We start from the raw sequence: 12771 nt of genomic DNA on the forward strand, positions 1-12771 counted from the left end.
CGCATCCAGAAACGCGAGAGTGTCACGGCGGCGTGCGAGCGGATCGCGGTAGGAGCGCGCCTCTCGGCACCGTTCGTGCGGAGGTGAAGACTCCCGACCACAACAACGTCTCGGCCTGCTCCGGAAGGCGGGACGGCCCCGCGACGCGGCGCACAAACATACACTGCCGCAAAGGATTAGGCGTCCCACACCGCCGCCCGCACACCGCGACGACACCCGGCTAAGGTCGACCCATGGCGCAGATCCCTCGACTTCCCGGATTGGGCTTGGCCGATGCCGATTGGCTGGTGACCGCGGCCCTGACGGTCGCCTCCGAACACCGATTTCCGCCGCTGGCGGTGGCGGTGACCGATGTGAGCGGCGCGGTGATCGCGCTGCGGCGGGCAGACGGCGGGATGCCGATGACGAGTCGCCTCGCAGTGGCCAAGGCGCGCACCGCACTCCTGACGCTGCATCCGTCGGGACAACTCCCGTTGCCGGGCGAGATCGTCGACAGCATTCAGCATCTCTACGACGGCGACTACATCCCCTTCGCGGGTGGGGTGCTCGTCACCGAGAACGGTGTGATTCTCGGGGCCGCCGGGGCCTCGGGTGCGCACGCGACACAGGACGAGGAGGCCGTGCAGGCCGCCGTGCAGCGGTGGCACGAAAACCGTTCGCACGCAGCCTGATCGGGCACACGGACATGCTCTCGTAGCCGCGGAAGCATGGAGATCGGACGATGCGATCGAAAGACGGCGCTCGGCTATACCGGGCCGGGCGCCGGGCGAGTCGGCACACCCAGCCCGAACTCGGCGCATTCGTCGTCCTGTTCGGGCCGCCCGCCACTGACCGCGACCGCGCCGAGTACGACACCGTCGCGACGAATCAGCCGCGAGCCCGCGCCCGCCACGATCGGTGTCGGCGCCAGCTGATCAATGCGGTCGAAGAGGGCGGGCCAGGCATTCTGGAGCTGCTGCAGTTCACCGCCGTCGCGATGGAACAGGGCGACGCCGGCCGCCTTCGCGGGAGCGATCCGGGCCGAGAGCGGTGGTGCACCGTCCATCCGATCCAGCACTCGCACGTGCCCACCCTCGTCCACGACGGCCACGGTCACCCTGACATCCAATTCCGCAGCGCGAGAGCGTATCCGAGCACTGATGGCGTGCGCTTCATCCAGCGTGAGCCACATCTTCTCCACCTCCGATAATCGTTGGGCGATCCAACGGTTCACTCAGGCGACGCTACGCCACATTCGTTGGCCCGTCCAACGAATCCACTAGACTTCACGCATGGACGACACACCCGCACGCCTGCGCGGCAAACCGAGCTGGCTGGTCAGCAAGACCGCGGCACTCGCCCAGCGGCATATCGGAGAAGCCCTGTCGGCGTTCGGCGCCCGCGGCTACCACTTCGCGATTCTGGCCGCGCTCGACGAGTTCGGGGCCGCCAGCCAGGTGGCGATCGGCCAGCGGTGCCGCATCGACCGCAGCGATATGCACGCTATGCTGACCGAGCTCGAGGCGCAGAAATACGTTGCGCGAAAACCGGATCCGGACGACCGCCGCCGCAACCTGATCACCCTCACCGCAGCCGGCGAACGACGACTGCACGATCTGGACGCCGCATTGACTACCGCCCAGGACGAGATATTCGACGGACTGACAACCGCAGAGCGCGACCGCCTGGTCCGCCTACTGACCCGCGTGCTGGACCGGCACGGGAACGGCTAGCAGAACCGGCCGAGCAGGCAAGGCGACCAAGGGCAGTCCCTCCCGTCTGCGAGTTACCATTGCGCCATGGTCCTGCCCGGAATCGACCGCCCCGACCTCCCCGAATACATGACGTGGGAGGAACTGGAACGGCTTCCGGCGGACGTGGCGGATCAGATCGAACTCTGGGAAGGGCCGGACGGTGTGACGCCGTTACGACCGGCCAACTATCTGCTGGTCGGCGAATGGACCCACGACGACGAGGCGGGAATTGCCTTCGGACACCCCTTCGATACCACGATGCCCTGGTCTGCCCTCGCCTTCTGAATCCGCCTTCCGCATCCCTTACAGAGTGCCCGAACGGGGCGTGCCGGCCATCGCATGTCGGCACGAAACCCGTTCTCGCGGAGGACAACCAGCAGACTCAGGGGCGCGGGTTGCGGCCGAGGTAGCGCAGGAGGGTGTCGGCGGGGGTGTCGCCGGGCTCGGCATTCAGCACCGCCGCGTAGGCACCCCACTGGCGCAGCGGTTCGATCAGATCGGTTGCGGCAGTGAGGAGATGGGTGGCCAGGGTGTCGGTGAGCGGGGAGGGGCGGCCGGTGGCGATCGCGATGTCCCAGGCGTGGACGGCGGCGTCGAGGGCGGCCATGACGGCGGCGACGGGGGTCGGGAGGGCGCCGTGCGGGAGCGGGGTGGGGACGGTTTCGGCGTCGTCGGTGACGGTGGCCCAGGCGGTGGCGGTCTGGTCGAGGGCGGCGGAGATCAGCTCCACGCCGGTGCCGTCGAGCGAGCCGGAGGGGGCGAAGGGGTCGTAGGTGGGGCCGGCGCCCACGCCGAGGGCGGCGGCGAAGGCGAGCTGATCACCGGCGGCGTGCTGGACGACCTGGGTGACGGTCCACTGCGAGCACGGGGTGGGCAGGTCCCATTGAGCGGCGCCGATTCCGGCGACCACGTCGGCGAGGGCACGGTAGGAGTCGGCGACGACCTCACGCCAGACGGGGGCGAGGACGGCGGCAGGGGCAAGGGTGGTGGCGTTCATCGGATGGCCTTTCGTTCTTCGTTTTCGGCGTTGAACTCAGACTATGTACCAATTAGGCTTGATTCCTTCCTAATAATCCGCCGCCGAAAAGGGCTTCGATGTGACGTCCACCACAACTCGGGTGCTGCGCCTGCTGTCGCTGTTGCAGGACCGCACATATACCGGGCGCGAGCTGGCGCAACGCCTCGATGTGAGCGACCGGACTCTGCGCCAGGACATCGCCCGGCTGCGGGAACTGGGCTATCCGGTCCATGCCGAGCGCGGAGCGGTCGGCGGCTATCGGATCGGCCAGGGCAAGACGATGCCGCCGCTGCTGCTCGACGATGACGAGGCGGTCGCGGTGGCCGTGGCGATCGGCCTCGCGGAGGACGGGTCCACCGGGATCGCGGATATCGACGAGAACGTGGCGCGGGCACTCGCCAAATTGGAGCGGATTCTGCCGGTTCGATTGCAGCGCAAGGTGACAGCGTTGCGCACCGCCACCGAGATCGGTCCCGCGACGACCGGCTCACGCGAACCCGATGCGCCCGTGCCGGCACAGACTCTCGCCACCATCGCGTCAGCGATTCGCGGCACCAGGGTCCTGACCGTCGACGGCGGACTGCTCGAGCCGTATCGGCTGATCAACTGGCAACGCCGGTGGTATCTCGTCGCCTACGATCTCGAAACCCATTGCTGGCGTGCGCTTCCCGTGGCCTCCGTCGACCGCGTCGCGAGCGGATCCCGGCACTTCGCGGCCCGTACGCTGCCCGACGACGATCTCGTGGCGTTCGTGCTGCGGGAAATCGCCACGGCCGGTTGGCGTGTCCACGCCCGGATCACGGTACTGGCGCCCGCCGAAACGGTGATCGCCCGCATCAACCCGGCCGTCGGCGTGGTGGAACCCGTCGACGCACAGTCGTGTGTGTTGTACACCGGCGCGGACACTCTGGAGACGATCGCGATCTACCTGAGCATGCTCATGATGGACTTCCGCGTCGACGGACCGCCGGAACTCGTGGACCATATCCGGACCCTGGGCCGGCGCTATTCGTCGGCTGTTCCGCCCGAATGATGGCCGGGCCGCCCGACACGCGACCACCTGCGGTTCGACCCTCGAGGCCGGGATCCGGTCCGATGAACAGTTCCTGAACGGGGTGCGGATACCAGGGAGGGCTCGCCCGATTCGGCGGGATTCCGCTACCTTGAGTCAGTTCCACCTGATGTCCGGCCGGAAGCTCCTCTTCGATCGGACCTAGACCAGCACGGGAGAGTAGCTCGCATGGCGACCATCGAATACCTCCGAACCGAGCCGGAGCTGCCTCCCGTCGGGATCGTCGACCGCCGGCCGATCACGCCCGCCAAGAAGGCGATCTTCGCGGCCGTCGCCGTCTTCGGTGCGGTCGCCTGGGCGATCCTCGCCGTCGCCCGCGGCGAGAACGTCAACGCGGTATGGATCGTCATCGCGGCGGTGTGCACCTACATCATCGCCTACCAGTTCTACGCCCGGCTGATCGAATGGAAGATCACCAAGCCGCGCGACGACACCGCCACTCCGGCAGAGGAACTGGAGAACGGCACCGATTACATGCCGATGGACCGGCGGGTCCTGTTCGGCCATCATTTCGCCGCCATCGCCGGCGCCGGACCTCTGGTCGGGCCGGTACTCGCGGCGCAGATGGGGTATCTGCCGGGCACGCTGTGGATCGTGATCGGTGTCGTGCTCGCGGGCGCCGTCCAGGACTATCTGGTGCTGTGGGCTTCGGTGAAGCGCCGCGGCCGCAGTCTCGGGCAGATGGCCCGCGACGAACTCGGTGTGGTGGGCGGTATCGCCGCGCTGATCGCGGTGCTGGTGATCATGGTGATTCTGCTGGCCGTGCTGGGCATCGTGGTGGTCAACGCGCTCGCCGCGACCAAGGGCGCCGACGGGCAACTGCACGGCGGCAGTCCGTGGGGTGTGTTCTCGATTTCGATGACGATTCCGATCGCGCTGTTGATGGGTCTGTACCTGCGCTACGTGCGGCCGGGCAAGGTCGGCGAGATCTCCGTCGTCGGATTCGTACTGTTGCTGCTGGCCATCGTCTCCGGGCGCTGGGTGTCGGAATCCGGCTGGGGCCGTGATCTGTTCACCCTCTCGGGCACCACCATCGCGTGGATGCTGATCATCTACGGCTTCATCGCGTCGGTGCTGCCGGTCTGGCTGCTGCTGGCGCCGCGCGACTATCTGTCGACGTTCATGAAGGTCGGCACCATCGTGCTACTGGCGCTGGGCGTGGTGATCACCATGCCGGTGCTGCACGCACCCGCGGTCTCCCAGTTCGCCGGGAACTCCAAGGGTCCGGCTTTCGCGGGCAGCCTCTTCCCGTTCCTGTTCATCACCATCGCCTGCGGTGCGCTCTCCGGATTCCACGCCCTGGTGTCCTCGGGCACCACGCCGAAACTGCTCGAAAAGCAGTCGCAGGCACGGATGATCGGCTACGGCGGCATGCTGATGGAGTCGTTCGTCGCGGTGATGGCGATCATCGCGGCCAGCATTCTCGACCAGCATCTGTACTTCGCGATGAACACCGGTGGCCTCACCAGCGCGCAGGCCGCCGCGGACAAGGTGAACGCCCTCGGACTCGGCGGGACACCGATCACCGCGAACGAGTTGAACCAGGCCGCCCACGATGTGGGTGAACAGGCGATCTACTCGCGCACCGGCGGCGCGCCCACCCTGGCCGTCGGGATGGCCGAGGTGATGCACAACTTCATCGGCGGCGCCGCGATGAAGTCGTTCTGGTACCACTTCGCGATCATGTTCGAGGCGCTGTTCATTCTGACCACCATCGATGCCGGCACCCGCGTCGCACGCTTCATGCTGTCGGACACGCTCGGCAACCTCGGCGGACCGGCCCGCAAGTTCAAGGATCCGTCCTGGCGGCCCGGAGCCTGGCTGTGCACCTTCGTCGTGGTCGCCGCCTGGGGTTCGGTGCTGCTGATGGGCGTGACCGATCCGCTCGGCGGTATCTACACGCTGTATCCGCTGTTCGGCATCGCCAACCAACTGCTGGCCGCGGTCGCGCTGACGGTGGTGCTGGTGATCGTGATGAAGAAGGGGTTGTGGAAGTGGGCCTGGATTCCGGCGCTGCCGCTGATCTGGGATCTCATCGTCACCATGACGGCCTCGTGGCAGAAGATCTTCTCCGGCGACAAGAACATCGGCTACTGGACCCAGCACCGCATCTACAGCGACGCGCGGGACGCCGGGAAGGTGCTCGCGCCGGCCAAGAGCATGGCCGATATGGACAAGGTCGTACGCAACACGTTCATCCAGGGCTCGCTGTCGATCATCTTCGCGGTGCTGGTGTTGATCGTGGCCGTGGTCGGTGTGATCGTGTGCGTTCAGGCGGTGCGCCGCGGTGGTGGAGCCACCACCGAGACTCCGGAAGTGCCGTCGAAGATCTTCGGGCCGTCGGGCTTCCTCACCACCAAGGCCGAGAAGGAGGTGCAGCGCGAATGGGAGGAAATGGAACGCGCGGGAGCGGTGAAGGTCCCCGGAGCAGCCCACGCGTCGACTCCGGAACCGGCTTCCTAGCAAGCGAATTCGAGGGTTCCGGCGCGGCGGCAGGGGCCGCGTCGGCCCTGTCCGCCGCTACGGACGCGGCGAGAACACACCGGCGGACCGTCACGGTTCTCCGGGCGCTGCTGCGTACGGTCAGGGCGGGAGCCCGCTATCTGAACGCGGTGCTCGGCGGCCAGGACTATCGGCGATATGTGGAACATCTGCGCCGCCGGCACCCCGATCGGCCGATTCCGAGCGAGCGGGAGTACTGGCGAGAGCGGCATGCCGCAGCCGATCGCAATCCCGGAACCCGGTGTTGCTGAACTCGCCGCGGCACTGATCGGTGGCGGCCTGGCCGATCGATGTGGCAGCCGAGAGCGGTCCCGCGCATCCGGCTCGTCGGGCTGTCGAGCCCGATAGCGAAGCGGGCCGGTTCCGGTCCGTTCGCGCGAGTGCCCGCGGATTCGCCGGCCGCAACGTTCGCGTGTGATCTGCGACCAACTCCGCACAACTCATCCGGCGACTCCGGCCGACCCGAAATCCTTGCGACGCTGCGGAATAGGCCCTTTGCGGCGGTTATACGCAGCTGCTCTCAGTCGCCCGACTATTGATAGCACACAGCTATGTCGCTGAAACGTTGTCCCTCGGGGGTAGTTGTCTGATTCCCGCTAGCGCAGGCGGCCTCGGGCTGACAAGGTGGACTGCGTGAGTGTGAACGGTCTGGACTTCGAGCGCTGTTATCGAGCGGTGGCCACCCGCGATGCCCGTTTCGACGGGCAATTCGTCACGGCGGTGCGCACCACCGGAATCTACTGTCGGCCATCGTGTCCTGCTATCACTCCGAAGCGTACGAATGTCACGTTCCTCCCCACCGCGGCCGCCGCGCAGCAGAGCGGATTTCGCGCCTGCCGCCGGTGCCTGCCCGATGCCGCGCCCGGCTCACCGCTGTGGAACACCCGCGCCGATCTGGCCGCGCGGGCGATGCGGCTGATCGCCGACGGAGTGATCGAACGCAGCGGCGTCCCGGGCCTGGCCGACAAACTCGGCTATTCACAGCGGCAACTGACCCGGGTACTCACCGCCGAACTCGGCGCCGGTCCGCTCGCCCTGGCTCGCGCCCATCGCGCTCACACCGCCCGGCTGCTCATTCAGACCACGCGAATGCCCATGTCCGACATCGCCTTCGCGGCCGGTTTCGCCAGCATCCGGCAGTTCAACGACACCGTGCGCGAGGTGTTCGTGGTGAGCCCGACCGTCTTGCGTGAGGAGGCGCGTCGGTTGCGCGGCGACACACTGCCCGCCACCAACGGCGCCCTCACCCTGCGCCTGCCCTATCGCGAACCGCTCGACGCGAGCTGGCTCGAATGGTTCCTGTCCGCACATGCGGTCCCCGGTCTGGAGAGCTGGGAGGACGGCGTCTACACGCGCAGCCTGCGCACCCCGCACGGACATGCCACGGTGCGCGCGAGCATCCACCCCGGCCATGTACGCGCGAGCCTGGCGCTGCACGATATGCGCGATCTGGCGCCGACGGTCGCGCGGATCCGGCATCTGCTCGACCTGGACGCCGATCCGGTCGGAATCGACGCCGCACTCACCGAGGGTTTCGGGCCCGGCGCGCCGGCGATCGGCGCGGGCATCCGCGTGCCCGGCTGCCTGGACGGCTCGGAGTTGTTGCTGCGCACCATGATCGGACAGCAGATCTCGGTGTCGGCGGCGACCACGCACACCGCCCGCCTCGTCGACGCGCTGGGTGAGAACGTCAACGGCCCCATGCCGCGGCTCTTCCCCACCGCCGAGGCCATCGCCGAACGCGGCGCCGACGTGCTGACCGGACCGGCCCGGCGGACCGCCTCGATCGTGGGCGCCGCCCGTGCGCTCGCCTCGGGTGACCTGCGACTGCACGCCGGCCGTACCGCCGCCGACGTACGCCGCGATCTGCTCGCCATCGACGGGGTCGGCCCGTGGACGGCCGACTACGTGACAATGCGCCTGCTCGCCGACCCGGACATCCTGCTGCATACCGATCTCGTGGTCCGGCAGGGCGCGGCCCAGTACGGGATCGATCTCACCGACACGTCGCGATGGGCACCGTGGCGGTCGTATCTGTCGATGCATCTGTGGAAGCGCGCGCTCTCCGAACGCACCGCGGTGGCCGGGGCCGGGGCGGCGCGAGCGGCATCGGCACGCAACGGCGGATACCCCGCCGGGCGTGACGACGCCACCCGGCCCGCGCCCGCCCGAGCACCACTCGACCGTCGTGGCGACGTCGCCCGTCCCGGAGCCGCTGCCGCCGATGCCGGCCGTCGCACGGCCTATCTGGGCGCGCGGCGATGACCACCGCGGATTACGCGACGGTCCCGACCCCGATCGGGCCGTTCACGGTGATCGCCGACGCCGACGGCGCGGTCCTCGCCTCCGGCTGGACCTCCGATGCCGAGGGTCTGCGCGGACTCGTCCATCCGCAACTGAGGCCGGCCGCATTGCGCCGCTACGACGCCCTCGACGAGCTCACCGACACCGTCGAGCGATACCACCAGGGCGAGCTGGACGCCATCGACGGAGTGGCCGTGCGGCAGGTGTCCGGTCCGTTCCTCGAACACGCCTGGTCGGTGCTGCGGGCGGTACCGGCCGGCGCGCCGATCACCTACACCGCGTTCGCGCTGCGGTCCGGCCGCCCGGAGGCCATTCGCGCCGCCGCCAACGCGTGCGCGCGCAATGCGGCCGCGCTGTTCGTTCCGTGCCACCGGATCCTGCGTACGGACGGATCGCTCGGCGGTTTCCGCTGGGGACTGGGCTGTAAACGCTGGCTGCTCGCCCACGAGCGGGCGGCGGAGGACAAGGCCCAGCTCACGCGCTGAGCTCGCGCCTAGCCCCGATCCGGCGCACCGAACCCGTGCCGAACAGTCGGTCCGGCGGGCAGAATGCGGAACGACGAAGGAGTTCTGCATGGAAACGATCGTGTCGGTCACAGGTGGCAAGGTCCGCGGCATCACCGAGAACGGGGTGAGCACATTCCTCGGCATCCCCTACGCGGCCGCGCCCGTCGGTCCGGCCCGATTCGATCTGCCGCGGCCGGTCCCGGATTGGGACGGCGTGCGCGATGCGCTGACCTACGGCGCGACCTGTGTGCAATCGCCCTATCCCGCGCCGATCCACGCGCTGATCGGCAGCGACGGATTGCCCGGTGACGAATACCTGAATCTGAACGTGTGGACGCCCGAGGCCGGCGGATCCGGTCTGCCGGTCATGGTGTGGATTCACGGCGGTGCCTTCACCCGCGGCTCCAACGCCCGCACCATGTACGACGGCAGCACCTTCGCCCGCGACGGGGTCGTGGTGGTGTCGATCAACTATCGGCTCGGGATCTCCGGCTTCGCCGCCGTACCCGGCGCACCGCTCAATCGCGGCCTGCACGATCAGATCTTCGCGTTGCGCTGGGTGCGCGACAATATCGCGGCGTTCGGCGGCGACCCCGACACAGTGACCGTCTTCGGCGAATCGGCCGGCGGGATGAGTGTGGTCGACCTGCTGACCGCCGCGCCGGCGCGCGGACTGTTCCACCGCGCGATCGTGCAGAGCGGCAACGGTTCCGCGGTGGCCCAGGCCGGCGACGCGGTGAAGGTCGCCGAAAACCTCGCTCGCACCTTGGGAATCGAGCCGACGGCCGCGGCCTTCGGCGAACTCGGGCCGGACCGGCTGCGGACCGCGCAGGACGCGGTGGCGCTGGAGTTGATCACCAATCCGGATCCGAACCGATGGGGCCGCACGATCATCGACAACGGTCTCGGACTTCTGAGTTTCTTCCCGGTGATCGACGGCGAACTCATCGAGGACCGGCCCGTCGACGTACTGGAAGCCACCACCGGCCACGCGGTTCCGTTGATCATCGGCTGGACGGCCGAGGAATTCCGATTCTTCACCTTTCCGACCGGCATCGCGGCCACGGTCACCGACGAGTCGCTGGGGCCGGTGCTGGCGCGCTACGGCGTCGACCCCGCCGTGGTGGAGGTGTATGCCGGGCAGCGGCCGCAGGCCACACCCGCCGACCTCTTCGCGGCCGTGATCACCGATATGGTCTTCCGCGACGATTCGATGCGCATCGCGGCCGCCAACACCGCCGCCGGTGCGCGGACGCACGTGTACGAATTCGGCTGGCGCAGTGGAGTTCCCGACCTCGGTGCCTGCCATGTGCTGGAGATTCCGTTCGTCTTCGACAAACTCACCGAGGCACATCCGCTGACCGGACCGAACCCGCCGCAGCCTCTGGCCGACGAAATCCACCGGGCCTGGGTCGATTTCGCGACGCACGGCGATCCGGGTTGGGCGCCGTTCGGAACGGACCGGCAGGTGCGGAGATTCGACTTCCCGAGCTCGACCACCGTGCCGGATCCGCACGCCGCGGAGCTGCGGGCACTGCGCGAATCGGGCAGCCGGTTGCGCCGCGAGTGATCAGGCGACGATCGTACGCAGCCGGGAGCCGGTCGGTTCCCGGATGACATGGAGGCGGCTGGGGATGCGCTGGCGCATCTCGTCGACGTGGCTGACCACCCCGACCACCCTTCCGCCCGAACGCAATTCGTCCAGCACACCCATCACGGCGTCGAGGGTGTCGGCGTCGAGGCTGCCGAATCCCTCGTCGATGAACAGGGTGTCCAGGACCAGGCCACCGGATTCCGCCGCGACCACGTCGGCGAGGCCGAGAGCCAGTGACAGCGAGGCCATGAAGGTTTCACCACCGGACAGTGTTTTCGCGGGACGGACGGCGCCGGTGTAGTCGTCGCGGATGTCCAGGCCGAGACCACCGCGGCGGCCGCGCGGGCCGGCCGCGTCGGAATGGACGAATTCGTAGCGACCGCCCGACATCCGCCGCAGGCGTGCCGAACCGGCGATCGCGACCTCTTCCAGCCGCGCGGCGAGCACATAGGAGCGCAGGGACATACGGCGGTTGTTGGCGCCGCGTCCCGCGACCACATCGGCGAGCCCCTCGAGTTCGGTGTGCGCCTGCTGTAGCGGGGCGATGCGGTCGGCCGCGGCCCACAGCTGACTGCCGAGTTCCTCGAGTTGGGCTACGCGGCGGGTGCTTTCGGCGTGCGTGGCGACCGCCGCGTCCAGCGCGCGGCGCGCCTCGGCCACGGCCGCCTCGACCTCGGTGAGGTTCACCGCTTCGGCGTCGGCCGCGGCCCGGACCTCGGGTTCGGCGAGAACCGCTTCGGCGTGGGCGCGGCGGCGGTCGGCGGCGACGAGCTCGGCCTCCATCTCGGTCTGCTGCTGCGGGGTCCGGGTCGCGGCCGCGACGACCTTCGCGTAGGCCGCGAGCACCGTGTGGTCGGGCGCGTCGGACGCCGAGCGTTCCGGCTGCGGCTCGGTGGCGACCTGCAGGTCGGCGGCGCGGGCCGTGTGGTCGACGCGGCGGGCGAGGTCGGCGAACTGATCGCCGGCGACGGAGGCGTCGGTGCGGGCGGTGAGCAGATCCGTGGCGTCGGCGATGAGCGCTTCCAGGCGGGCGCGGCGGCGCTCCACCGTGCCGTCGGCGCCGGCGGCGACCCGGACTCGCTCGGTGAGTTCGGCCAGCCGCCGATCGGCGGACAGAATGCGTTCCTGGACGGCGCTGCCTCGGCTTTCGAGTTCCCGCAGGCGCGTGTGTAGTTCGGTTTCGGCGGTGCGCAGCCGCTCCACCTCCGCGGTGCGTTCGGCGGCGGCGCTCGCCTGCTGTTGCGCGGACCGGAACTCCTCGGTCGCCGCGTTCACGGCGGCGGCCAGTTCCGTGTGGTCGCCGTCGCCGCCGCGCTCCACGAGCAGTTCGATCCGCCGTTCCAGTTCCGTGCGGCGGGTGAGGGCGCGGTCGCGGAGCTGTTCGGCGTCGCGTTCCGCCTGTACCGCAGCGTCCTCGTCGGATTTCGCGACGGTGACGGCGGTGGGCCGGGCGGGGGCCGGATGATCGCCGGAACCGCAGACGCTGCACGGTTGGCCCTCGACGAGCGCACCCGCCAGCTCGGCCGCCATACCGGCGAGACGGCGTTCGCGAATATCGAGGGTGCGCTCGCGCGCATCGGCGTGCGCGGCGCGGGCCCGCTCGAATGCCTCGGTGGCCGTGGACAATTCCTTCCGTGCGCCCACCAGCTCGACCGCCGCCTCCGCCGCGGCACGCGTGCGCTCGCATTCGCGTTCCAAGCCCGGCAGGGCTGCCCGCGCATCCGCCGCCTCCCGCAGCGCCACCTCGGCCGAGCGAATGGCCTGCGGCAACTGTTCCCTGCGCCGCGCCAGCTGTTCCAGTTCGCGCGCGGCGGCGGCGTATTCCGTTCGTAGACCGGCCAATTCGGTGGTCAGGCGGACGGCGTTCTCCGCGTCGGCGCGGACCTCTTCCAGGGAGCCGATATGTGCCGACCACCTTTGGACGGCGGCGTCGATACCGCGCGGAGTCGTGGTGTGCACAGTGTCGTCCGCTGCGCGCGGGTTGTCGCCCGCTGCGCGCGGGTTGTCGCCCGCCGGGCGCGGGTTGTCGCCCGCCGGGCGCG

The 12771-nt window shown here is 69.1% G+C and carries 12 protein-coding genes; 9 read left to right on the plus strand and 3 right to left on the minus strand.

The window, feature by feature from the left end; all coding sequences use genetic code 11:
• The first annotated feature begins 233 nt into the window (after positions 1 to 233).
• Complete coding sequence (locus RJ03_RS20750) at positions 234 to 671, plus strand: GlcG/HbpS family heme-binding protein (RefSeq protein ID WP_174372329.1); 438 nt, start codon at positions 234 to 236, stop codon at positions 669 to 671.
• Positions 672 to 745: 74 nt separating this feature from the next.
• On the opposite strand, the gene RJ03_RS20755 is transcribed toward RJ03_RS20750, so the two are convergent.
• Positions 746 to 1171, minus strand: a complete 426-nt coding sequence (locus RJ03_RS20755; RefSeq protein ID WP_245552343.1) for a GlcG/HbpS family heme-binding protein — start codon at positions 1169 to 1171, stop codon at positions 746 to 748.
• A gap of 100 nt (positions 1172 to 1271) precedes the next feature.
• Here RJ03_RS20755 and RJ03_RS20760 point away from each other — a divergent pair, with 100 nt between their 5' ends.
• Positions 1272 to 1712: a MarR family winged helix-turn-helix transcriptional regulator gene (locus RJ03_RS20760; protein ID WP_036504955.1), complete on the plus strand. Its 441-nt coding sequence runs from the start codon at positions 1272 to 1274 to the stop codon at positions 1710 to 1712.
• Between the two features lie 66 nt (positions 1713 to 1778).
• Positions 1779 to 2018, plus strand: a complete 240-nt coding sequence (locus tag RJ03_RS20765) for a hypothetical protein (RefSeq protein WP_036504958.1) — start codon at positions 1779 to 1781, stop codon at positions 2016 to 2018.
• Between the two features lie 97 nt (positions 2019 to 2115).
• Here RJ03_RS20765 and RJ03_RS20770 read toward each other — a convergent pair whose 3' ends face one another.
• Positions 2116 to 2730, minus strand: coding sequence for a TIGR03086 family metal-binding protein (locus tag RJ03_RS20770; RefSeq protein WP_036504959.1), 615 nt, complete (start codon positions 2728 to 2730; stop codon positions 2116 to 2118).
• A 100-nt stretch (positions 2731 to 2830) separates the two neighbouring features.
• Here RJ03_RS20770 and RJ03_RS20775 point away from each other — a divergent pair, with 100 nt between their 5' ends.
• The 6 genes from RJ03_RS20775 (at position 2831) to RJ03_RS20795 (ending at position 10705) form a co-directional block, all read left to right on the plus strand.
• Complete coding sequence (locus RJ03_RS20775; RefSeq protein WP_036504961.1) at positions 2831 to 3784, plus strand: helix-turn-helix transcriptional regulator; 954 nt, start codon at positions 2831 to 2833, stop codon at positions 3782 to 3784.
• A 207-nt stretch (positions 3785 to 3991) separates the two neighbouring features.
• Complete coding sequence (locus RJ03_RS20780; RefSeq protein ID WP_036504964.1) at positions 3992 to 6286, plus strand: carbon starvation CstA family protein; 2295 nt, start codon at positions 3992 to 3994, stop codon at positions 6284 to 6286.
• Positions 6287 to 6396: 110 nt separating this feature from the next.
• Positions 6397 to 6576, plus strand: a complete 180-nt coding sequence (locus RJ03_RS36175; RefSeq protein ID WP_086007291.1) for a YbdD/YjiX family protein — start codon at positions 6397 to 6399, stop codon at positions 6574 to 6576.
• Between the two features lie 373 nt (positions 6577 to 6949).
• Positions 6950 to 8590, plus strand: coding sequence for an AlkA N-terminal domain-containing protein (locus tag RJ03_RS20785; protein WP_083871221.1), 1641 nt, complete (start codon positions 6950 to 6952; stop codon positions 8588 to 8590).
• A complete protein-coding gene (locus RJ03_RS20790) occupies positions 8587 to 9114 on the plus strand; it encodes a methylated-DNA--[protein]-cysteine S-methyltransferase (protein WP_036504967.1) in 528 nt (175 codons plus the stop codon). Before RJ03_RS20785 ends, RJ03_RS20790 begins: the two co-directional genes overlap by 4 nt.
• Positions 9115 to 9202: 88 nt before the next feature.
• Entirely contained in the window at positions 9203 to 10705 is a 1503-nt protein-coding gene (locus RJ03_RS20795; protein ID WP_036504969.1) for a carboxylesterase/lipase family protein, read from the plus strand.
• Here RJ03_RS20795 and RJ03_RS20800 read toward each other — a convergent pair.
• The coding region (locus RJ03_RS20800) for an SbcC/MukB-like Walker B domain-containing protein (protein WP_281032291.1) at positions 10706 to 12771 on the minus strand (2066 nt) is incomplete at its 5' end.

Source organism: Nocardia aobensis NBRC 100429, from assembly GCF_000308375.1.
GTDB lineage: Bacteria > Actinomycetota > Actinomycetes > Mycobacteriales > Mycobacteriaceae > Nocardia > Nocardia aobensis.

Bases quoted from the DNA above. Each gene is read 5' to 3' on its own strand.
- RJ03_RS20750 (WP_174372329.1), top strand. From the start codon at position 234: ATGGCGCAGATCCCTCGACTTCCCGGATTGGGCTTGGCCGATGCCGAT.
- RJ03_RS20755 (WP_245552343.1), bottom strand. From the start codon at position 1,171: ATGTGGCTCACGCTGGATGAAGCGCACGCCATCAGTGCTCGGATACGC.
- RJ03_RS20760 (WP_036504955.1), top strand. From the start codon at position 1,272: ATGGACGACACACCCGCACGCCTGCGCGGCAAACCGAGCTGGCTGGTC.
- RJ03_RS20765 (WP_036504958.1), top strand. From the start codon at position 1,779: ATGGTCCTGCCCGGAATCGACCGCCCCGACCTCCCCGAATACATGACG.
- RJ03_RS20770 (WP_036504959.1), bottom strand. From the start codon at position 2,730: ATGAACGCCACCACCCTTGCCCCTGCCGCCGTCCTCGCCCCCGTCTGG.
- RJ03_RS20780 (WP_036504964.1), top strand. From the start codon at position 3,992: ATGGCGACCATCGAATACCTCCGAACCGAGCCGGAGCTGCCTCCCGTC.
- RJ03_RS20790 (WP_036504967.1), top strand. From the start codon at position 8,587: ATGACCACCGCGGATTACGCGACGGTCCCGACCCCGATCGGGCCGTTC.
- RJ03_RS20795 (WP_036504969.1), top strand. From the start codon at position 9,203: ATGGAAACGATCGTGTCGGTCACAGGTGGCAAGGTCCGCGGCATCACC.